Origin of the sequence: Bacillus changyiensis, from assembly GCF_027706145.1 — a bacterium.
Taxonomy (GTDB): Bacteria; Bacillota; Bacilli; order Bacillales; family Bacillaceae; genus Bacillus; species Bacillus changyiensis.
This window is the reverse complement of record NZ_JAQFWW010000011.1, coordinates 1-22,097: the sequence shown is the minus strand read 5'-3', so window position 1 is coordinate 22,097 and position 22,097 is coordinate 1. Positions and strand designations below refer to the sequence as shown.

Here is a 22,097-nt window from a genome sequence, read left to right as displayed (position 1 = left end):
ACCATATTCTTCATCATTAGGTTATATCATATTTTGCCACTTTATTATAGATGTCTGATATAATGACAAAATAAATAGTACCGCATGCCCAAAGACTTCCTTTTGCTGAGAATCGGTATGCACATAAACGTATCCGTCCTATCGGATGCCATTTTATTATGTCCAAAAAGAGGTGCCTTAAGTGAAGAATGGATTCATTTCAATTATTATTCCTTCCTATAATGAAGCAAGTAATATTAAACTGATTTATGAATCAATAACAAATGAATTTAGGTCCATTAATTATGAGTATGAAATTTACTACATAAATGATGGAAGTACAGATCATACTTTAGATGAAATTAAAGATCTGTCAAACAAAAGTCAACAGGTGAAATATATTTCATTCTCAAGAAATTTCGGCAAAGAAGCGGCGATTCTTGCGGGGTTTCAACATGCTAGGGGTGATGCTGTCGTTGTCATGGATGCAGATTTACAGCACCCGACCTATCTTCTCCATGATTTTATCAAAGGATTTGAAGAAGGCTATGACCAAGTGATCGCTCAGAGGAACCGAAAAGGAGACAATCCGATTCGCTCCTACCTGTCTTCACTTTATTACCGATTTATTAACAATGCAGTGGAAGTTGATTTGCGGGATGGTGTCGGTGATTTTCGACTTTTAAGCAGAAAAGCTGTCAATGCATTGCTGAAGCTCAGTGAGGGAAATCGTTTTTCAAAAGGGCTGTTTTGTTGGATCGGTTTTGATCAAAAAGTCATTTATTACGAAAATGTCGAAAGAAAAAATGGCAAATCAAAATGGTCATTCCGTCATTTGCTCAATTATGGAATTGATGGTGTTGTTTCATTTAACAATAAACCGCTACGTATATGCTTTTATGCTGGATTATTTATCCTTTTCTTGTCACTGCTCTATATTATTGCTACTTTTATTCGCATTTTAAAATATGGTGTTATTGTTCCAGGTTATTTTACAATCATCTCAGCAGTTTTGTTTCTTGGCGGAGTTCAACTGCTCAGTCTCGGGATCATTGGAGAATACATTGGGAGAATCTACTATGAAACGAAAAAGCGTCCTCATTATTTAATTCAGGAGGCAAAAATCGATCATGGAGAAACTCATGAGAAAAATCAACTTTGAATTTATACGCTTTGCAATTGTTGGGGTCATGAACACATTAAACTATTATGTCGTTTATTTGTTGTTACATTTTTTATTACATATCAATTATATGGTCTCACATATTGTTGGGTTTCTTGTTAGTCTAGTGATTTCATTTTTCTTAAATTGTTACTTTACATTTAAAATTAAACCAACATTGGCAAAGTTTTTACAATTTCCTTTAACGCAATTGTTTAATTTGAGTGCTTCCTCTTTGTTTGTTTATTGTTTTGTAAACTTTTTAGAAATGAACAGTGCGTCTGCTCCATTAGCATCTATGTTTTTAACTGTTCCCCTGACATTTTTACTGACAGGGAAGATTTTAAAACGAGACAGGGGAAACGTATGAAAAAAACAGTATTTTTAGTTGTCATTTCTAGTTTTGCACTCTCTATTGCCGCCCATTCCTTCTTTTTGTCTGAATGGGCAAATGGTCGTTATATGACGGGAAATGGTGATGGAATTGCGCAAATGGTTATCTTTAAATCATTTCTTTATGAACAGTATCAAAACGGTCATTTGTTTTATTCATATTCGTTTGGTCTAGGGGGCGGGATTTACAGTCAGCTTGGCTATTATTTTACGACATCATTTGTGTTTATCGCTTCTATCATTGTTGTCTTTTTCATGCAATTATTGTCTTTAGTGGGCCCTGCTGATACGCTGTTTTGGGCGCAAGCTGCTGTTATTATTAGCGTCATCAAACTTGCGCTGATCATCTTGATTACTACATTTGTTTTTCTGTATATGACCAAAAACAAACTGGCCGCGTTTACAGGTGCTGCTATATACGGTATGTCCATTATTTATTTTCGGCATACCGTGTTTTGGGAGTTTTTTAGTGATGCCATGTTATGGCTCCCTCTTTTAGTAGGAGGCGCGGAAAAAATCATCAGAGAAAAACGTCCTGGGTTGTTTATCACCGCTTGTACAATAACGCTTTTTAATAATTTTTATTTTGCATATATCAATTTACTTTTTATTGTGATCTATGTGTTATTCCGCTGGTTGATTCGTCTTGGCCAAGAGGAGACAAGGTGGATCCAATTTCGAATATTTGCTATCTCATGCCTGATTTCGTTTGGGATTAGTGCTGTTTCATTTGTACCTGCAGTGTATGGCTTCTTAAACAATTTGCGGCCAGCTTATGATCAACCGATCGAACTATACGATTTTACTGACAACATTTTGTTCTCAAGCCGTACGGTTTTGCTTCCAGCCATCTTTTTGTTATTTCTCTTTGTTTTGTCGTTTTATAAAAACAAGACGTTTTGTCTGTTTGCTGCAATCAGCGGTTTGCTTGTCCTGCTTCACTTCAGTCCGCTTGCGGCCAGCGCATTTAACGGCTTTTCTGCACCTCAAAATCGTTTTGAATATTTACTAAGTTTTACGACTGGGGGTGCTGTGGCAGCAGGTCTTAGCCACTTTAAATATATTAAGCGAAAAGAAATTTTGTTTTCAAGTTTGCTCGTTCTTTTGTTATACTTCGTGAACATCCACGATAAAGAAGTTGATTTATCTGTGGTGATGAACTGGAGGATATTGATCTTACTATTTGTAACGATGATCATCTTTATCATTGTTAGGATAAATGACGAGAAAACACACCTTCTATTACACGGGTGTATTTTAGTCACGGCTATTTTAGTTGCCAATATGTATCAACAATATGTTCTGTCAGAGGGAAGCGATATTCAGTCTGTTTCCAAACAATATCTGACAAGCAATGAATATGATGGTGAAGAACAGCGTGCACTCCTTCAAAAAATCAAAAAAGATGATCGCGATGATCCTTACACAAGGATCGACTGGATGAATGGCGTTCGCAACAATACACCACTGATCCAAAATTTTAACGGCTTTAGTGTGTATTCGAGTATTTTAAATCAAAATCTATTGTTGTTTTATTGGAATGACCTTGAAATTGATATGGGACGAGAAAGTGTCAGCCGCTATGCGACAATGGGTGACCGTGCCAATCTTTATAGCTTGTTGTATGGGAAATATTATATGACAGAAAAAAAGAATGAAGATGATGTTCCATATGGATTTCAGAAAATGGCGGAGTCACAACATTATGCCGTCTACAAAAACAAGCACATACTGCCGTTTGTTCGCACAGCAAAGACCGTTTTTTCTGAAAAGGACTTAAATAAGGAACCTGTTTTGGCTAGAGAGCATGCTATGCTTGAAGGAATTGTGTTAGAAAACCCTGCTGAAAAAGGGAAACCTCCGCAAGTTTCTGATCTGCTTAAAGAGACAAAGGTTAAAACAAAGGGAGCTAGCTATAAAAACGATGTGCTCAATGTTTCCGCAGAAAAAGGCGGAATCGATTTGATCCCTGATAAAACGATTGTGGCTGAGGGTGATTATTATGTTCATTTTTATTTAAAAAGCCTTGCCAAAGACCAGTTTTTCAATTTGCAAGTGAATGATTATGTCACTTCAAGAAAATCCAATCAGTCTATTTATAAAACAGGAATCTATGATTTAACAATTAGAGTGCCAAAAGCAGAAAAGATTTCGATCAGACTTCCAAAAGGAGAATATGCCCTAAAAAACGTAAAGCTTTATCAAGAAGATTATCAAACTTTAAAAAAAGCGACCCGTTCAACTGCATCAACTGCGAAGATGAATTGGGAGCGAAATAAATTGTCGATCAGTCTTGATAATAAAAACGGAGACCGTTATATGGTACTACCAATCCCATATGAAAAAGGATGGGAAGTGACTGTGAATGGACAAAAGCAAGCCATTCAAAAGGCGAATTATTCATTTATTGGCTTTAACCTTGAAAAAGGGGAAAACGACATTCAGCTCGTTTATTACCCCCCATATTTTAAAGAAACTTTCATTGTTACAATCATCAGTCTTGCTGTTGGAATATGGTACAGCATGAGAAGAAAAAAGCTTGGCTTTTAAACAGAGCCAAGCTTTAATTTCTTCTGTAGTTTTTCTTCACTGAAAATCCATCCTGTATAGGATGAGATTAATGCTAAAGAATCCCGGTCAATACGGGCAATGGCTACAAACGGATAATGCCCTTTGCTACGGTATCTTAAGTCAATAAAGCGGACTTGGTAATGATCTTGATAAGTATCAATTTCCCATTTGTAGACTGGTGAAAAAGATAAAAAGGCAGAAATATTCTTATCTTGTTTCGCTGCCCTCATGACAGATGAATCTGGAACAGGGACTCTGTTGAACGTATCGATGATCACAACATCTCCGTCAATACTTCTTCCGACATAAAAGGCTGATTTTGCTTGAACAGCAATTCGCCACTGTCTAAATTTCATTGTAGGTGATATGATGATTTCTTCAATATCATTGATCCTTTCATAAAGCTCTTTTTTGATTCTCTTTTGCATGATGAATCTAAGTAAGTAATAGCCGGTGAGAACCATGTAAAGAGTCATAAAAGTATATCCTTGATGGAATCCAGCTAGCCAGACAGCGATTCCGACAAGATGGCTTATGAAGATGAACGGATCAAATGTATTGATCAAACCGAGTGCTACCCACTTTCTTGAAAAAGGTCTGAGTGCCTGAGTGCCATATGCGTTAAAAATATCGACAAACACATGAAATGCTACTGCAGCTAACGTCCATAGCCACAAATGAAACAGGTTTGCTTCAGGATAAAACAAAAATAAAATACTTGGAATCATCAATGACCAAAAAAGGACAGCGGGGATAGAGTGTGTAATGCCCCTGTGATGCCTTATATAAACAGCGTTATTTTTAAGTTTTAATATCGTATCGATGTCAGGAGCCTGAGAGCCAGCGATTGTCGCAATCATAACCGCTTGAGTCATTGAAGAATCCAGTCCGACCGCGGGGTCTAAAGTTGCGATTCCACCAAGCGCGATGCCCATGACAACGTGTGTACCAGTATCCATTGGTGACCTCCCCTAATGGTGTTCAACATTTTGGAAACTCAGCTAAAAACTCTCACGTCGTGTGAGAAGCTTGAGTACCTACGTCGAGGCAAGGAAACTCAGCTAAAGGCTCTCACGTCGTGTGAGAAGCTTGAGTACCTACGTCGAGGCAAGGAAACTCAGCTAAAAACTCTCACGTCGTGTGAGAAGCTTGAGTACCAAGGAAACTCAGCTAAAGGCTCTCACGTCGTGTGAGAAGCTTGAGTACCTACGTCGAGGCAAGGAAACTCAGCTAAAGGCTCTCACGTCGTGTGAGAAGCTTGAGTACCTACGTCGAGGCAAGGAAACTCAGCTAAAAACTCTCACGTCCTGTGAGAAACGCTGAGTACCTACGTCCTGTAGGCAGAGATGAGTTTAATACTTTTTCTTTCCTCACTTTTAATGTAACATGTTAACGTATATGCATTTAGTTTACAACAAAAAGTCGAAATAACAAACGTATACATGTAAATGTCAAGGAGACGTTTTATGATTGATATAGAAATGAAATTAGAGCAAAAAAATATAAAAAAGTTTCAAAAAGATTTAATATCTTGGTATGAAAAAGAAAAACGAGACCTCCCTTGGCGTGCCAACAATGATCCTTATAAAGTCTGGGTTTCAGAAGTGATGCTACAACAGACAAGAGTGGATACGGTCATCCCATATTTTGAGAACTTCATTGAAAAATTTCCGTCCATTAAGGAACTTGCTGAAGCTGACGAAGAAAAAGTACTGAAAGCATGGGAAGGACTTGGATACTATTCAAGGGTTCGAAATTTGCAGAGTGCAGTCAAGGAAGTCCATGAACGCTATGGAGGAGTTGTGCCTTCTTCAAAAGAGGAATTTGGCAGTTTAAAAGGTGTCGGTCCTTACACAAAGGGAGCTGTCTTGAGCATTGCTTACAATCAGCCGGTACCTGCTGTAGATGGTAATGTGATGCGGGTCATGGCAAGAATTCTTTCGATTTGGGATGATATTGCAAAACCGAAAACAAAAACCATTTTTGAAAAAGTTGTGGAAGCATTTATGGCACCAGAAAAACCGTCTGAATTCAATCAGGGACTGATGGAGCTCGGTGCGATCATCTGTACTCCAAAATCACCGTCCTGCCTGCTTTGCCCAGTTCGTGAGCATTGTTCAGCTTTTCAAGAAGGTTGTGAACAAGAACTCCCTATCAAAAGTAAAAAGAAAAAACCGACATTGAAAAGTCTTGCCGCTGTTGTTTTAACAGACGAAGAAGGATATGTTTATATCCATAAAAGGCCTGATTCCGGTCTTCTTGCTAACCTTTGGGAGTTTCCTAATACAGAAACGCAAAAAGGTTTGAAACATGAGCGGGAACAGCTTGCCGCTTTCTTAAAGGAAAAAGCCGGAATCGCTGTCGAAATTGGCCCACTCCAAGGGGTTGTCGAACATGTCTTTACACACCTTGTCTGGAACATCTCTGTATTTTTCGGGAAAGTGGTGAATAAACCCGATCACTCCTATTTAAAAAAGGTAACGAAAGAAGAACTTGAACAGTATGCTTTCCCGGTTTCTCATCAAAAAATATGGAATATGTATATGAAATAGGCAGTCAGGCTGTGCATCCTGCCCATTAGTCATACTGGATTTGGGTACCGTGAGTATAGTCTGCTTCCTGGCGGTGCAAACCGCCTCTAGCTTCGATTTCTTCAATAACTTCACGGTATTCAGCATGTCCTTCTTGATTTAAAAAAGGCATTAGTTGCTGAAAAGCATGGTGAAAAAAAAGAAGTTCTGTATTTTTCCATTCATGTTTAGGCGTGTGGTCAAGTTCACTTATGTCTCGTCCGACATACATAGGTTGAAGCCTCCTTTTCATAATCGATGATGTTTATTGTTTAACAAACTTAAAATTACTATACAAATCAGTAGGAGTTGAATGATCATGGAACAAAGAAAATGTGCACTTATTACAGGAAGTAGCCGTGGAGTTGGAAAAGCCGTTGCTCTTCGGCTTGCTGAAAATGGTTATAATATCGTGATTAACTATGCAAGAAGCAAAAAAGCCGCTTTGGAAACAGCTGAAGAAATTGAAAAACGAGGTGTAAAAGTACTTGTTGTCAAAGCAAATGTTGGACAACCGGCAAAAATAAAAGAAATGTTTAAACAAATTGAGGAATCTTTTGGAAGACTTGACGTGTTTATTAATAATGCTGCATCAGGTGTATTGCGGCCTGTTATGGAGCTTGAAGAAAGCCATTGGGACTGGACAATGAATATCAATGCTAAAGCTTTGTTATTTTGTGGACAAGAAGCTGCGAAATTGATGGAAAAAACGGGCGGAGGCTATATTGTCAGTCTCAGTTCACTCGGTTCTATCCGTTATTTGGAAAACTACACAACAGTCGGTGTTTCCAAGGCAGCACTTGAGTCTTTAACAAGGTATTTAGCGGTTGAGCTTGCTGGCAAAAATATTGTCGTCAATGCTGTATCTGGTGGAGCGATTGATACAGACGCATTGAAACATTTTCCAAATCGGGAAACTCTTCTTGAGGATGCCCGACAAAACACTCCAGCTGGCCGTATGGTTGAGATTGAAGATATGGTCAATGCAATCGAATTTTTAGTATCAGAAAAAGCGGATATGATACGTGGACAAACGGTTATTATTGATGGGGGCCGTTCCCTACTTGTTTAATTTTTTTGGATGAATGAATAAATATCACCTGCTTGCACAAATTAATGGTCGTGGAGGTGATATACAATGGCTAACCAACAATCCAAAACAAACGTCCAAAAAGTAAGACAGCAAAACAATGCTTCTGCACATCAAGGTCAATTCGGCACTGAATTTGCCAGTGAGACAAATGTGCAGAAAGTAAGACAACAAAACCAGCAAGCTGAGCAAAACAAACAACAAAACAGCTAATCACCGTAATACAAAAGGGCTTTCCAAAAAGTTAGTGTTCTGACTTTTTGGAGGCCTTTTTTCTTTTTAAACGACAAAATTTCTCTTGCTTAGGCATAATCAGTCAAAGGACTTTTGAAATGTATAGGGAATTGATACTTAGGAAATAAATGGAGTAGAGCAAAGAATGGGAGGATATGAATGCCGAAATTTGAGAATTTGGTAAAGGGTCAGATGCAAATCATGGATCAACTGTTATTTCTCCAAGAGGAAATTGAAAGGTGCCAAGAAATCGAAAAAGAACTGCTCAGTCTTGAAAAAAAGGCTCAGCTTGTATCCATTCAAGAAACCATTGCCGAAAAGCGGAAAGACCTTGCTGTTATTCAGGATTTGTTTCAAAAGCAAACAGAGCAGGTCATCCAAGCTTATCAACAAATTGAAACCGCGTCTTCCCCATGATACTTTTTTAAAAGGGGCCATTCCTGATGGGAGTGGCTGTTTTATTTTCATTTTTCAATTTCAGACGTTATAATATATAAAAGAATGTCGGACAGGCGAAGTGACACACTGACTTGTTAGGCTTTTGTAAAGAAAGTAGGGGAGAAACATGGGCTTTCCCAAGGAAGGAGACACCATTCAAATTCATAGTTACAAGCACAATGGGCAACTTCATCGGATATGGAATGAAACAACGATTTTAAGAGCAACAAAATTGTCCATTATTGGCGCTAATGACCGGACAACGGTCACTGAATCAGATGGCCGGACATGGGTGACACGAGAGCCTGCAATTTGTTATTTCCATGCTAATCAGTGGTTTAACGTCATTGGTATGCTTCGAGATGACGGTGTCTATTATTATTGTAATATCAGTTCTCCGTTTGCATTAGATGATGAGGCTATTAAGTACATCGACTATGATCTAGATGTGAAAGTATTTCCAGATATGACTTACAATATTCTTGATGAAGATGAATATGCGGATCATAAAGTGGCCATGAATTATCCAAAGGTAATAGACGGCATTTTAAAAGCTCACCTCAACACATTACTGCATTGGATTCATCAAAGAAAAGGCCCATTTGCTCCGGAGTTTATTGATATGTGGTATGAGCGGTATCTTCATTATACAAAATAAAACCTGTTGAGCTTCAACAGGTTTTTTGTAGTGTACCCGCACTAAATAATAAGGGGGGATGATGTGTGGGTGTTATTAGACGTTATATGGAATTTGTAAAACCTTATAGATGGAAAATCGTGTTGACAGTTTTGATTGGTATGGTGAAATTTTCTATTCCGCTTATCATCCCGCTTCTTCTGAAATATGTGGTAGATGACATCATTCAGGGAAATGGAACGGCACAGGAAAAAACATCATCTTTATTTATCATAATGGCGGTCATGTTCGCCATTTTTTTGCTGCTTCGTCCACCTGTAGAATATTATCGTCAGTATTTCGCCCAATGGACGGCAAGCAAAGTGCTGTTTGATATTAGAGATCAGCTTTTTTCCCATCTTCAAAAATTAAGCCTTAAGTTTTACGCAAATAATCGGGCTGGGGAAATTATTTCAAGGGTGATCAATGATGTTGAGCAAACAAAAGAGTTTGTCATTATTGGGCTGATGAATGTATGGCTTGATGTGATGACCATTTTTATTGCCATCATCATCATGATCATGATGGATGTCAAATTGACTTTGATATCTATTATCTTGTTCCCACTTTACGGTTTGGCTGTTAAATATTTTTATACGAGACTCAGAACTTTAACACGTGAGCGTTCTCAGGCTCTAGCTCAAGTGCAAGGGCACCTTCATGAGCGGGTTCAGGGAATGCCAGTGATTAGAAGTTTTGCAATTGAAGATTATGAACAAAAACAATTTAATCAAGAGAATGGAAATTTCCTTGGAAAAGCGATCAGTCATACGACTTGGAATGCCAAAACATTTGCAGTTGTGAATACGATCACAGATCTTGCTCCGCTAATCATCATTACTGTTGCCGGATATGAAGTTATTCACGGGTCCCTTTCAGTAGGCACGATGGTTGCATTTGTCGGCTATATCGAACGACTCTACAATCCGCTTAGGCGTCTCATTAATTCGTCTACAACATTGACCCAATCAATTGCTTCTATGGACAGACTATTTGAATTTATTGATGAACCTTATGAATTAAAAGATAAACCGAATGCCATAAAAGCTAAACAGTTACAAGGAAATGTCGAGTTTAAAAACGTCTCATTTCAATATGAAAAAACAAACGAAAACATTTTGCAACAGCTTTCCTTAAGAGCAGAACAAGGGGAAACGATTGCACTTGTTGGGATGAGTGGAGGCGGAAAATCTACACTTGTCAGCCTGATTCCGAGGTTTTATGATGTCACTGGGGGAAACATATATATTGATGGGATCGATGTCCGTGATTACCAGGCACGAAGCTTAAGAAATCAAATCGGCATGGTGTTACAGGATACTTTTTTGTTCAGTGAATCGATCCGTGACAACATTTCAATTGGCGATCCAGAGGCATCGATGGAACAAATTGTTGAAGCGGCTAAAGCGGCATATGCACATGACTTTATCATGCAGCTTCCTGATGGATATGATACAAAAGTTGGGGAGCGGGGTGTCAAGCTTTCAGGTGGTCAAAAACAGCGGATCTCAATTGCGAGGGTTTTCTTAAAAAATCCGCCGTTGTTAATTTTGGATGAAGCTACTTCAGCACTCGATTTAGAGAGTGAGCACTATATTCAGGATGCGATGGAAAAGTTAGCAAAAGATCGAACGACCTTTATTGTTGCTCATCGATTGTCTACGATTACGCATGCAGACAAAATTGTCTTAATTGAAAATGGCCAGATTGCTGAAATCGGAACACATCAGGAGTTAATGAGCGAAGATAGCCATTATAAACAGTTATTCACCATTCAAAAACTAAGCTAACCAGATAGCCTGACTTTCGTTTAGGATACAGTCAACGAAAGTTGGGTTTTTTTTGTTTATGTCACATTTCGTACATATTTCCTAGGTTGTCTAAATACAATTTAAAAAATACGTGCTAGGGGGTGGATAAGTGAAATTACTAGATGTTAAAGATTTATCTATTTCATTTTCACAAAAAACATCAGATATTCCGATTGTGGAAGGTGTGACGTTTACGCTTGAACAAGGGGAAATTATGGGGGTCGTTGGGGAATCGGGCTGTGGCAAAAGCGTTACCTCATTAGCGCTGATGGGGCTGAATGCTAATACGAACACGACAGGACGAATTCTCTTTTGTGAAAAGGATCTTCTCACCCAATCAGAAAAAGAATGGCGAAATATGCGTGGCAAAGATGTAGCCATGATTTTTCAAGAGCCGATGACCTCTCTTAACCCTCTTTTCACCATTGGTGATCAACTGACAGAAGCACTCTCCAGCCATATGAGAATTCCTAAAAAATCTGCAAATCAACAAGCCGTTCAGATGCTGGAAACTGTCGGCCTTCCGAGACCTGTTCAGTTGATGAAGCAATATCCCCATGAGCTATCCGGTGGAATGAGACAGCGGGTCATGATTGCGATGGCATTGATTTGTGAACCGAAACTGCTCATTGCCGATGAACCGACAACAGCACTTGATGTCACCATCCAAGCCCAAATCCTTTCTCTTTTGAAAAAAGTAAATCGTAAATTTAAGACGACGATTCTCCTCATTACCCACGACCTTGGAGTTGTCTACAATACATGTGAACGGGTGATGATCATGTATGCTGGCCGTATTGTTGAAAAAGGCAGTGTTACAACTATTTTTAAAAATCCAAAACATCCATATACAAAAGGATTATTTGCCTCAATTCCCGCATTCACTGACAAATCAAAGAGATTAGCTGCAATTGAAGGGCAAGTACCTCAACCAGGAACAATAAAAAAAGGCTGCATGTTTGCTCCGCGATGTCCCCATCAATTCGAACGTTGTACACAAGAAGAACCATGTTTAAGTAGACTGACAGATGGTCATTCTGTGAGGTGCTTTCTTTTTGAAGAGGAAGGAGGACACCATGGATCATGAATTGTTAAAAATCAGTCAGCTAAAAAAGTATTATCATGTATCACGAAAAAAGATGATAAAAGCTGTCGATGATGTCTCATTTTCCGTTAAAAAGGGAGAGGTACTTGGGATTGTTGGAGAATCTGGCTGTGGTAAATCAACTTTGGGGAAGTCGATTTTACAGCTGACCAAACCGACATCAGGAAATGTGACATTTCTAAATCAAGAGCTCACAAAGCAGAGCACAAAGGAAGTAAGGAGAATGCGTCGTCAGTTTCAGATGATTTTTCAAGATCCATATGCATCTATTCACCCGCGCATGAAAATGAAAGCCGTTTTAGAAGAGCCATTGATAGTCCATAAACTAGGAACAAAGGCAGAAAGAAAAGAAGTTGTCCGCTCTATGTTGCAATTAGTCGGTCTGGATGTTTCTTACGGTGAGCGCTATGCACATCAGTTTAGCGGTGGCCAGAGGCAAAGGATTGGAATTGCTAGAGCACTCATTACAAAGCCTAAATTGATTATCGCTGATGAACCTGTTTCGGCACTTGATGTCTCTGTTCAAGCACAAATCTTGAATCTCTTAGCCGATTTAAAAGAAGCATTTGAACTCACTTTCTTGTTTATTTCTCATGACCTTAGTGTTGTTCGCTATATAAGTGATAGGGTAGCTGTGATGTATTTAGGAAAAATTGTTGAAATGGCTGATACACACAGTTTATTTCATGAGGCAAAGCATCCATATACAGAAATACTTCTTGCTGCTGTACCGGTTATTGGAAAAGGAGAAGCGGCTGAACTGTTATTTAATAACGAAGATTCTAGTACAAGTGAAAAGGGATGTCCCTTTTATGGACGGTGCCACAAGCGGGAAGCGATCTGCAAGGATGAAAAGCCTTTGCTCGAAGAAGTGTCGAAAAGTCATTATGTTGCATGTCATTTCGTTAACAGGGAGGAGAACAGATGAAGAGAAGGCATTGGTTAAAAAGTTTGAGCTTGTTATTGTTTATCGCTATTTTCTTGATCGGCTGTTCTGGAAAAGACGAAGCATCAAAACGTGAAAGAGATACGCTTATTTTTGGAAGAGGTGGTGACTCGACTTCACTTGATCCAATTACAGCAACCGAAGGGGAAGCATTTAAAGTAACGATCAATTTATTTGAAACATTGCTGAATTACGGTGAGCAGGATACAACCCTTAAAAAGGGCCTTGCTGTGAAGTGGGATGCTTCAGATGACGGCCTCACATACACACTGGAACTGAGAAAAGGCGTGAAATTCCATGATGGAACCGATTTTAATGCAGAAGCAGTCAAATACAATTTTGAACGGTGGATGAATGGTGATGAAGAAAAATTTCCTTACTATGGAATGTTTGGAGGCTATAAAAAAGATAAGGGACATGTTATTAAAGAAATCAAAGTACTTGATGACCATAAAATTCAGTTTATTTTAAAACGTCCACAGGCGCCATTTTTAAAAAATCTTGCCATGACTGCATTTGGAATCGCTAGTCCAGCTGCACTAAAAAAATATGGGGAAACCTTTAGAAAACATCCTGTTGGCACAGGTCCATATCAATTTGTTCAATGGAAGGCTAACGATAGAATCGTGATTAAGAAAAACGAAAGCTACTGGGATCGAGAAAAACCAAAATTGAAAAGAATTATTTTCCGAGTCATTCCAGAAAATTCAGCACGGCTCAACGCCTTAAAAACTGGGGAAATCGATTTGATGGATGGTGTGAATCCATCAGATATTGAAAGGATAAAAGAAGATAAACAGTTAAAGATTTTCAAAAGACCATCAATGAATGTTGGTTACCTTGGATTAACGACAAACAGAAAGCCATTTGACAATAAGGTGGTCCGTCAGGCATTACATCATGCTGTTGACAAACAGGCCATTATTGACTCATTTTATGGCGGTCTAGCTGATCCAGCGAAAAATCCGCTTCCACCGTCGCTTGAAGGCTATCATGACAAAATCGAGCCTTATCCATATGATCTAGAAAAGGCAAAACAGCTTTTGAAAAAAGTGGGCTACCCGAACGGGTTTAAAATGAAACTTTGGGCCATGCCTGTGCCACGACCATATATGCCAGATGGAATGAAAATCGCTGAGGTGATTCAATCAAGCTTTGAGAAAATTGGTGTTCAAGCACAAATTGTCACGTATGATTGGGCCACTTATCTAGATAAAGTAAGCAAAGGTGAAGCAGATGCATTTTTAATGGGGTGGACAGGGGATAATGGAGACCCTGATAACTTTATCTATACTTTGCTTGATAAGGATAATATCGGCGGCAATAACTATACGTATTTCAGTCATGATGAACTTCACGATATATTGATAAAAGCTCAGACAATCCCGGATCAGAAGAAAAGAAACAAGCTTTATCAAAGAGCGCAGGAGCTTATTCATGATGAATCTCCATGGATACCGCTCGCTCATTCAACACCGATCTTGGCAGGCGCAAGTAATATAAAAGGTTATGTCCCCCATCCGACAGGAAATGAAGTTTTATCAAGTGTCGAGTTTCAATAGTTTCATAAGGTGGTGACAGTTATTGCTTGTATACTGTTTCAAACGAATCTGTATGTTGATACCCGTTTTAATTGGCATGAGTTTGGTTGTTTTCTCAATCATACGTTTAATTCCTGGAAACCCAGCTCAGGTCATTCTCGGGCAAAGGGCGACAAAGGAAGCAGTTGAACAGCTGACCATTCAGCTCGGATTAGATCAACCTTGGTATAGCCAATATGGAAAGTATATTGGAGACTTGTTAAAAGGAGATTTGGGCACTTCGATTCGCACAGGAGCGGCGATCACAAAAGAAATTCAGCCTTACTTATTTGCGACTCTCGAGCTAGCTGCTTTTGCTATGGTGATCGCTGTGCTCATCGGGGTAAACGCGGGAATCATCAGCGCTTGGTTTAAAAATTCGGTATTTGATTATCTTGCAATGCTAATTGCATTAGTTGGTGTGTCAATGCCAATCTTTTGGCTTGGATTAATGGGGCAATGGTTTTTCTCGATTGAACTTGGCTGGCTACCGACAACCGGAAGAGAAAATGTTAGAAATCCGGTAGAATCCATCACCCACATCCATACGATTGATACATTATTTCAAGGGAGATTTGATCAATTTGTTGAAACAATTCGTCATTTAATTTTACCTGGCTGCGCCCTTGCTACCATTCCAGCTGCTATCATTGCGAGGATTACCAGAACAAGTATGATTGATGTTCTCAAGTCAGATTATATTCGTACAGCAAAAGCAAAAGGGATTCATACGTATTTGATTATTTACAAACATGCCTTAAAAAATGCTTTTATCCCGATCCTGACGGTCATTGGTTTGCAAACAGGACTTTTACTTGGCGGGGCCATTTTGACGGAAACGATTTTTGCATGGCCTGGTATTGGACGTTATATTTACGATGGCATAAGTTATCGGGACTATCCCGTTATCCAGTCAGGCATTCTTGTCATCGCTGTCATTTTTGTGCTGATTAATTTTATTGTTGACCTTCTATACGCTGTGATTGATCCGAGAATTAAATATTAGGAGGTGGAGAATCTGGCTGTACTCCGAAAGCAGAATGAAGCTGTCACCCGCTCAAGCGTAAAGCGCTTTTTTGAACATCACTTGGCAGCAGCAGGTGCTATTTTAGTCGCCTTGTTCGTGCTGTTGGCGCTCTTTGCTCCATTGCTGGCTCCTTACGGGTTAAATGATCAATCATTAGCAGATCGACTTACCGGACCATCAACTGAGCACTTATTTGGAACAGATGATTTTGGTCGAGATATTTTTTCCAGAGTGCTTTATGGTGCGAGGCTATCTCTTTGGGTTGGTTTTTTCTCTTGTTTAGGTTCAGCTATTGCAGGAACACTTTTAGGTCTGATTGCCGGTTTTTATGGTAAATGGGTAGACGGACTGATTTCAAGGATTTTTGATATTGTGCTTGCCTTTCCAAGTATTTTGTTGGCGATCGCCATTGTCGCCATTCTCGGTCCATCACTTGAAAATGCGCTGATTGCAATTGCAATCATTAATGTCCCAACATTTGGGAGACTTGTTCGTTCACGGGTGCTTAGCATTAAAGAAGAAGAATATATGTTGGCAGCAAAAGCACTCGGGATGTCCAATTCAAGAATGATGCTCAAACATATTCTTCCAAACAGTATGGCGCCAATTATTGTTCAAGCTACACTTAATATCGGAACTGCGATTATTGAAGCAGCAGCGCTCGGATTTTTAGGATTGGGGGCGCAAGCGCCAAATCCTGAATGGGGCAAAATGCTTGCTGACGCCAGACCTTATTTGGCACAGGCTCCATGGACTTTGTTTTTTCCGGGAATATCGATTATGTTGACGGTGCTTGGTTTTAATTTATTAGGTGATGGAGTGCGGGACACACTTGATCCAAGAATGAAAGAGGGCAAATAAAACAGCCCGGTTAACGTATCATGTTAACCGGGCTGTTGATCTAATTAATCATCGTCAACCTCCAATTCGCTGTCTTTACGATGATAGGTTTGAAAGCTTGAGATCAATGTTTCTAAATGCTCAAGTTGTTCACGGTACTCCACAGCACTCGCCATAATCATTAACATATTGTAGTCTAATAAATCTTCTGTTAATGTGGGCTGACTTTTTAGGAATGATTCTGTTAAATGCTGTCTATAAATCATTCCTTCTTCATGATGCTCGGGTGCATCATGTGTTTTAACCTTACCGACGAATCTCATCAGGATTCGCTCATGCCAATGCAGGAGAAAATCAAGTTCTTCGATCAGTGTTTCTTGGAATTCCGTTGGCATATGATAAAAGTCATTTTCAAGACGATGCAGTTTTTTCAGTGTATCAAGCGCACGATTGGAGACGATGATTGCCTGTCTGAAAAGAACAAGCTTTCTTGACTTTACATACGATGATTTTTTAAAATAGCTTCTTTCTTCTTTGTACAACAAATAAAGGTAATCGATTTTCGTCATTTTCTCTTTCAGTTTTTCGATATCTTCTTTTAGCATAGAATGTTCTGTTGTTTTTCGTGTCAAAAGCCGAATCCATTTCATCACCTCATCAGTGTTTTCAACGATGAGATTGACAAGTTTTGTTTCATATTTAGGTGGCAGAAAAACCAGATTGACCAAAAATGAACATAGAACACCTAAAATGACTGTTCCAGTTCTGATCAAAGAAAAAATCAAAAAATTATCTCCTGAACTTTCCAATATGGCAACGACGGTAACGAGCGCAATTGAAATCGTATTTTCCATCTTTAATTTCAAATTGATTGTGATGACGATAATCGCCGTTAATCCGATAATAATTGGGCTAGGTCCGAAAACAAGCCCGAAGATAATCGCAATTGTTGCCCCAATAATATTTGCTTGAACTTGATCAACAATCGTTAAAAATGAACGGTAAATCGACGGTTGTATTGCAAAGATAGCTGCGATTCCGGCAAAAACCGGAGCTGGCAGACCGATCCATGAGGCCAAATAAAGTGCAAGTGTAATTGCAATGCCTGTTTTAAAAATACGGGCACCAAGTTTCATTAGGTTGTAATAGCATTCCTTTCTATTGTTAAATTCATTCTTTACAGAAAATGCTCACTCGAGATTTTGCCAAACAATAAAGTAATATACAGTGATATCGGCAAATATTCAACTATTTTTTATAAAAAACAAACCATTGTCAAAAATGCTCTCGGACCTAAAGGTGCCTTATACTTCGTGTTGATAAAAAAGGGAGCTGTGCCGCCCCCTTTATCATACCCGATGTTTCAGTTGTTTAAATGATTCATCCACAGCTTTTAATGTATCTTTTATGTCTTTTTCAGTATGAGCAATTGTGATAAACCATGCTTCATATTTAGAAGGTGCAAGATTGATGCCGCGTTCTAACATCAATTTGAAAAATGCGGCAAACATCTGGCCGTCTGAACGTTCAGCTTGCTCATAGTTTTCCACCTTTTCAACGGTAAAGTAGACTGTCAAGGCGCCTTTCAAACGATTGATCGTTATGTTAATGCCATGCGTACTTGCATGTGTTAAAATTCCTCGCTCAAGCATTGCCCCAAGATGATCTAGTTTGTCATATATTCCTGTTTCTTTCAATACTTCTAAACAAGCGATGCCTGATAAAATAGAGGCGGGGTTTCCAGCCATAGTGCCGGCCTGATATGCAGGTCCAAGTGGTGCGACCTGCTCCATAATGTCTTTTCTTCCTCCATATGCACCGATCGGCAGTCCGCCGCCGATAATTTTGCCAAGTGCCGTTAAATCAGGCTTAACGTTTAATAGATCTTGGGCTCCGCCATACATGAACCGGAAAGCGGTGATGACTTCATCATATATAACCAAAGCTCCTGCTTGGTGAGTCAGTTCATTTACCTGTTCAAGGAACCCCTTTTTCGGTTCAACAATTCCGAAGTTTCCTACGATTGGTTCGACAAGCACTGCTGCTACCTCATCTCCCCATTTTTCAAGTGCTTCTTTATAGCTCTCAATATTGTTAAACGGCACAGTGATCACTTCATGAGCAATGCTTTTAGGAACACCGGCTGAATCTGGAGTTCCTAAAGTTGAAGGACCTGAGCCCGCTGCAACTAGCACAAGATCGGAATGACCGTGGTAACATCCAGCAAATTTAATAATCTTCGTTCGACCGGTATAAGCACGAGCAACACGAATTGTGGTCATGACAGCTTCTGTACCTGAATTCACAAATCGAACTTTATCTAATGAAGGAATGGCTTCCTTGAGCATTTTCGCAAATGTCACTTCATGTCTTGTCGGCGTCCCATAAAGTACTCCATGTTCTGCCGCTCTTTGAATGGCTTTTGTAATATGGGGATGTGCGTGCCCAGTTATGATCGGACCGTAAGCTGCTAAATAATCTATGTATTTGTTGCCATCTACATCCCAAAAGTAAGCACCGCTTGCTTTTTCCATTGCAACAGGTGATCCCCCACCAACCGCTTTGTATGATCTGGATGGGCTGTTGACGCCTCCGACTATATGATGAAGAGCTTCTTCATGAAGTTTCTCAGATTGTGTGTATTGCATAATATCCCTCTCTTTTTTCATCTGTCTATTGTTATATTGTACCATGATGTCAAAAGAGAAGCATGTAACGTGAATTCAGCAGTTTTATTGAATGGAAAGAAATTGTTATTTATAATGAAAGAAAGCAAGTAAACAAACAGGAGGCAAAACAATGGCTGTTGAAATTGGACAAAACATACGTGATATTGAATTATTCGGTGACGATGGAGAAAAAATAAAACTGTCAGATTTTCAAGGAAAGTATGTCATCCTTTACTTTTATCCAAAAGATATGACACCAGGATGTACGACTGAAGCCTGTGATTTCAGAGATCATCATGAAAATTTTGCAGAACTTGATGCCGTCATTATCGGAGTCAGCCCTGATGATCAAGCAAAACATGAGAAATTCAAGAAAAAGCACAATCTGCCGTTTCTGTTGCTTGTCGATGATGAACACAACCTCGCTAAACAATTTGATGTATGGAAACTCAAAAAGAATTTCGGCAAAGAATACATGGGTATTGAACGATCCACTTTTTTAATTGATAAAAAAGGTCGTCTTATCAAAGAGTGGCGTAAAGTAAAGGTAAAAGATCATGTGAAAGAGGCTCTTCAAACATTAAAAGAAATATGTGGTGAATAAAGAAGAAGAGACCGAACTAAGAAAGGTTCGGTCTTCATTTATGGTCAGCCATCTATTGGAAAATGGGATTTGAATTGACAAAATTTCTTTTTAGGAGTTACACTAATTATAAATATTATAATGTAAGATTTCTTTTAGAAGAGAGGTGCATGACGATGGCTGAACATAACCTAAAAGAAGCTTTGGAAGCGTTGAAGGAAACCGGGGTCCGCATTACTCCTCAACGTCATGCCATTCTTGAATTCCTTGTGAATTCGATGTCACATCCAACTGCAGATGAAATATATAAGGCATTGGAAGGGAAATTTCCAAATATGAGTGTTGCTACAGTTTATAATAATTTGCGGGTTTTCAAAGAATCAGGGCTCGTAAAAGAATTAACATATGGTGATTCCTCAAGCCGCTTCGATTTCGTTACTACAGAGCACTATCATGCAATTTGTGAGTCTTGTGGAAAGATTGTTGACTTTCATTATCCAGGTCTTGACGAAGTTGAGCAGCTAGCGTCCCATGTAACGGGATTTAAAGTCAGCCACCATAGGCTGGAAATTTACGGGCTGTGCAAGGAATGTGACAAAACAGAAAGCCATTAAAAAGAGCTGGCCGCTTTTTAACGGTCAGCTTTTTGTTGGGCTTTAGTTGTATTGACAGCTTTTCGGTTATATAACTCATTGAATTCTTTTCCTTCCAGATCTTTGTCCAATGTCAGAGGTTCTCTACAGTGCATGCACATATCGACCCGACCCAAAATTTTGGTTGGCTGTTCGCAATTTGGACAAATCACCTTAACAGCTTTTGTTGAAAGCATACCAATCCAAACATAGACAGCTGTACTTAACATAATTGATAAAACTCCCAAGATCATAAACACCGACATCAACAACATCGAAGACCTAAAAAATATTCCGATGTACATCGTGATGAAACCAAGAAACACAAGACTAAGCGCAAATGTTCTGATTTTGTTAATTTTACTAGAATATTTCGCCATAACCATCCCCCTGTCTCTAATATAGCATAACCAAGATGTGATATTCTTTAATAAAGAAGTGTGAAATGAGAAGAATTTTATAGAGAGTTTTGCGGAAATTGATTATAATAATTCAATGTATTTTTGTAAAAAAGGAGTTTTTACTGGTTCGTAGAAATAGAAACACCAATGAGGAGCATTTTTTGAAGTAACGTATTTTACATTTGTATTGGAGGAATGGTGATGGAAAATCTTCTCCGTCCGATTTACCAAGAAAAAGCAAGCTGCCCTGATACTTTAGCTGTTATGATCATTGAGAGGAGAAACCAAACCTCATCTGCAACAGAAAATTTTGATGCGGCATTATTGGTCATCGTCAGTAAAGCTGAAGAGCCTGTATTTGTGAAACATTATGAGTTTAATAGTCAAATAGCTTCTCTTCATATTATTACTGTTGAACAGCTTCAAGGATGGATCTTGCTTGGTACAAACAGAAGAATCGTCGATTGGATTCTTAATGGGAAAGTTTTGTTTGATCGAAATGAATACATTGCAAAGCTGATTGAGCAACTCAATACTTTTCCGTTTCCTGAACGAAAATTAAAAATTGGCCTTGAGTATGGAAAGTTAATTAGAAGATATATAGAAGGAAAGTCATTTTTTGAAGATGATCAATTCCTAGATGCGTATAATTCTATCGCTCATGCTCTTCATCATTTAGCTAGAATTGAAGTGATAGATAAAGGGTTCCATCCAGAGGTAACGGTTTGGAATCAGGTTCACCATATGGAGCCACAGATCTATAAATTATATAAGGAACTAATTGAGAGCAATGAGAGTTTGCAAAAAAGGCTAGAATTATTATTTCTTGCTAGTGATTTTCTTATTCATTCAAAAACAGAAATTGGAGCTGCTCATCTTCTTGGTGTTATGAATGAAAAACCGGTTTGGCAGTTTGCTGAACTACTTCAACATCCTGAACTTAAATATTTCAGTACTGATCTTGGGGTTATTCTAGAGTTTTTAACAGAAAAGAACATTGTAGGCGTAAAGGCGATTGAAACAAAGGGACAAAAAATATTTCATCGAGGATATTTTGTTAAAAAAGATGTTGACTCTTAATTATAATAGTGATATATTATTATACGTCGCTGTTACAGTATCAGTTTTTACTGAAAACAACAGCGGCGAAAAAAACATTTGACACTTCAGTTTGAAAATGTTATATTAATAAAGTCGCCTCTTTGAGAGGTGGAAATGATCTTTGAAAACTAAACAAGACAAAACGTACCTGTTAATTCAAGTAATAAAAAAGCACATTTAGTGCAAGTCAGGGCAGATGTCGTCACAAGTGACGAATTAATCTGCACTCCATTTTATGGAGAGTTTGATCCTGGCTCAGGACGAACGCTGGCGGCGTGCCTAATACATG

At 38.8% G+C, this 22,097-nt stretch carries 21 protein-coding genes and 1 pseudogene; 17 read left to right on the top strand and 5 right to left on the bottom strand.

Going from position 1 to position 22,097, the window contains the following annotated elements; translation table 11 throughout:
* Positions 1-181 precede the first annotated feature (181 nt).
* The 3 genes from PDT38_RS18635 to PDT38_RS18625 are packed head-to-tail and all read left to right on the top strand — an operon-like array spanning position 182 to position 4,084.
* Entirely contained in the window at positions 182-1,141 is a 960-nt protein-coding gene (locus PDT38_RS18635) for a glycosyltransferase family 2 protein (protein ID WP_270803566.1), read from the top strand.
* Positions 1,110-1,511 (top strand): GtrA family protein, encoded by a 402-nt coding sequence (locus PDT38_RS18630; RefSeq protein WP_172293571.1) that lies wholly within the window; start codon positions 1,110-1,112, stop codon positions 1,509-1,511. The genes PDT38_RS18635 and PDT38_RS18630 overlap by 32 nt, the downstream gene beginning before the upstream one ends.
* Positions 1,508-4,084, top strand: coding sequence for a YfhO family protein (locus PDT38_RS18625; protein WP_270803565.1), 2,577 nt, complete (start codon positions 1,508-1,510; stop codon positions 4,082-4,084). The genes PDT38_RS18630 and PDT38_RS18625 overlap by 4 nt, the downstream gene beginning before the upstream one ends.
* Here the strand turns inward: PDT38_RS18625 and PDT38_RS18620 are convergent.
* Positions 4,081-5,064 carry a metal-dependent hydrolase gene (locus tag PDT38_RS18620; RefSeq protein WP_270803564.1) on the bottom strand — a complete coding sequence of 328 codons (984 nt, stop codon included), beginning with the start codon at positions 5,062-5,064 and terminating at the stop codon, positions 4,081-4,083. The genes PDT38_RS18625 and PDT38_RS18620 overlap by 4 nt on opposite strands.
* Before the next feature lie 507 nt (positions 5,065-5,571).
* Between PDT38_RS18620 and mutY the strand changes: the two genes are divergently transcribed.
* Positions 5,572-6,657, top strand: a complete 1,086-nt coding sequence (gene mutY, locus PDT38_RS18615; protein WP_270803563.1) for an A/G-specific adenine glycosylase — start codon at positions 5,572-5,574, stop codon at positions 6,655-6,657.
* 25 nt (positions 6,658-6,682) lie between these two features.
* Here the strand turns inward: mutY and PDT38_RS18610 are convergent, their stop codons facing one another.
* Complete coding sequence (locus tag PDT38_RS18610) at positions 6,683-6,907, bottom strand: hypothetical protein (protein ID WP_172293579.1); 225 nt, start codon at positions 6,905-6,907, stop codon at positions 6,683-6,685.
* An 87-nt stretch (positions 6,908-6,994) separates the two neighbouring features.
* Between PDT38_RS18610 and fabL the strand changes: the two genes are divergently transcribed.
* The 10 genes and pseudogenes from fabL to PDT38_RS18560 all read left to right on the top strand — a co-directional run bounded on the left by fabL (position 6,995) and on the right by PDT38_RS18560 (position 16,443).
* Positions 6,995-7,747, top strand: a complete 753-nt coding sequence (gene fabL / locus PDT38_RS18605; protein WP_270803562.1) for an enoyl-[acyl-carrier-protein] reductase FabL — start codon at positions 6,995-6,997, stop codon at positions 7,745-7,747.
* Between the two features lie 81 nt (positions 7,748-7,828).
* Positions 7,829-7,978, top strand: a pseudogene (locus tag PDT38_RS18600) (gamma-type small acid-soluble spore protein); the annotation flags it as partial.
* A 180-nt stretch (positions 7,979-8,158) separates the two neighbouring features.
* Positions 8,159-8,416 carry a YgaB family protein gene (locus PDT38_RS18595; RefSeq protein ID WP_270803560.1) on the top strand — a complete coding sequence of 86 codons (258 nt, stop codon included), beginning with the start codon at positions 8,159-8,161 and terminating at the stop codon, positions 8,414-8,416.
* Between the two features lie 148 nt (positions 8,417-8,564).
* The gene (gene ntdP / locus PDT38_RS18590) at positions 8,565-9,095 is read left to right on the top strand and encodes a nucleoside tri-diphosphate phosphatase (RefSeq protein ID WP_270803559.1); all 531 of its coding nucleotides are present in this window, start codon (positions 8,565-8,567) and stop codon (positions 9,093-9,095) included.
* A 65-nt stretch (positions 9,096-9,160) separates the two neighbouring features.
* Positions 9,161-10,903: an ABC transporter ATP-binding protein gene (locus PDT38_RS18585; protein WP_270803558.1), complete on the top strand. Its 1,743-nt coding sequence runs from the start codon at positions 9,161-9,163 to the stop codon at positions 10,901-10,903.
* 130 nt (positions 10,904-11,033) lie between these two features.
* Complete coding sequence (locus PDT38_RS18580; protein ID WP_270803557.1) at positions 11,034-12,011, top strand: ABC transporter ATP-binding protein; 978 nt, start codon at positions 11,034-11,036, stop codon at positions 12,009-12,011.
* Positions 12,001-12,957, top strand: coding sequence for an ABC transporter ATP-binding protein (locus tag PDT38_RS18575; protein ID WP_270803556.1), 957 nt, complete (start codon positions 12,001-12,003; stop codon positions 12,955-12,957). The genes PDT38_RS18580 and PDT38_RS18575 overlap by 11 nt, the downstream gene beginning before the upstream one ends.
* Positions 12,954-14,537 (top strand): ABC transporter substrate-binding protein, encoded by a 1,584-nt coding sequence (locus tag PDT38_RS18570; RefSeq protein WP_270803555.1) that lies wholly within the window; start codon positions 12,954-12,956, stop codon positions 14,535-14,537. The genes PDT38_RS18575 and PDT38_RS18570 overlap by 4 nt, the downstream gene beginning before the upstream one ends.
* Before the next feature lie 22 nt (positions 14,538-14,559).
* The gene (locus tag PDT38_RS18565) at positions 14,560-15,561 is read left to right on the top strand and encodes an ABC transporter permease (RefSeq protein ID WP_270803554.1); all 1,002 of its coding nucleotides are present in this window, start codon (positions 14,560-14,562) and stop codon (positions 15,559-15,561) included.
* 3 nt (positions 15,562-15,564) lie between these two features.
* Positions 15,565-16,443, top strand: a complete 879-nt coding sequence (locus PDT38_RS18560; protein ID WP_270803553.1) for an ABC transporter permease — start codon at positions 15,565-15,567, stop codon at positions 16,441-16,443.
* A 44-nt stretch (positions 16,444-16,487) separates the two neighbouring features.
* Here PDT38_RS18560 and PDT38_RS18555 read toward each other — a convergent pair whose 3' ends face one another.
* Together PDT38_RS18555 and PDT38_RS18550 are read right to left on the bottom strand one after the other, a co-directional pair.
* Complete coding sequence (locus tag PDT38_RS18555; RefSeq protein ID WP_270803552.1) at positions 16,488-17,558, bottom strand: FUSC family protein; 1,071 nt, start codon at positions 17,556-17,558, stop codon at positions 16,488-16,490.
* A 213-nt stretch (positions 17,559-17,771) separates the two neighbouring features.
* Positions 17,772-19,070, bottom strand: coding sequence for a glutamate-1-semialdehyde 2,1-aminomutase (locus PDT38_RS18550; protein ID WP_270803551.1), 1,299 nt, complete (start codon positions 19,068-19,070; stop codon positions 17,772-17,774).
* A 151-nt stretch (positions 19,071-19,221) separates the two neighbouring features.
* Between PDT38_RS18550 and bcp the strand changes: the two genes are divergently transcribed.
* Positions 19,222-19,695, top strand: a complete 474-nt coding sequence (bcp, locus tag PDT38_RS18545; protein ID WP_270803550.1) for a thioredoxin-dependent thiol peroxidase — start codon at positions 19,222-19,224, stop codon at positions 19,693-19,695.
* A gap of 155 nt (positions 19,696-19,850) precedes the next feature.
* Positions 19,851-20,288, top strand: a complete 438-nt coding sequence (gene perR / locus PDT38_RS18540; RefSeq protein WP_172293607.1) for a peroxide-responsive transcriptional repressor PerR — start codon at positions 19,851-19,853, stop codon at positions 20,286-20,288.
* Between the two features lie 17 nt (positions 20,289-20,305).
* Here perR and PDT38_RS18535 read toward each other — a convergent pair whose 3' ends face one another.
* The gene (locus tag PDT38_RS18535; RefSeq protein ID WP_270803549.1) at positions 20,306-20,686 is read right to left on the bottom strand and encodes a YgzB family protein; all 381 of its coding nucleotides are present in this window, start codon (positions 20,684-20,686) and stop codon (positions 20,306-20,308) included.
* A gap of 222 nt (positions 20,687-20,908) precedes the next feature.
* Between PDT38_RS18535 and PDT38_RS18530 the strand changes: the two genes are divergently transcribed.
* Positions 20,909-21,787 (top strand): nucleotidyltransferase-like protein, encoded by an 879-nt coding sequence (locus PDT38_RS18530; RefSeq protein ID WP_270803548.1) that lies wholly within the window; start codon positions 20,909-20,911, stop codon positions 21,785-21,787.
* The last annotated feature ends 310 nt before the right edge of the window (positions 21,788-22,097 follow it).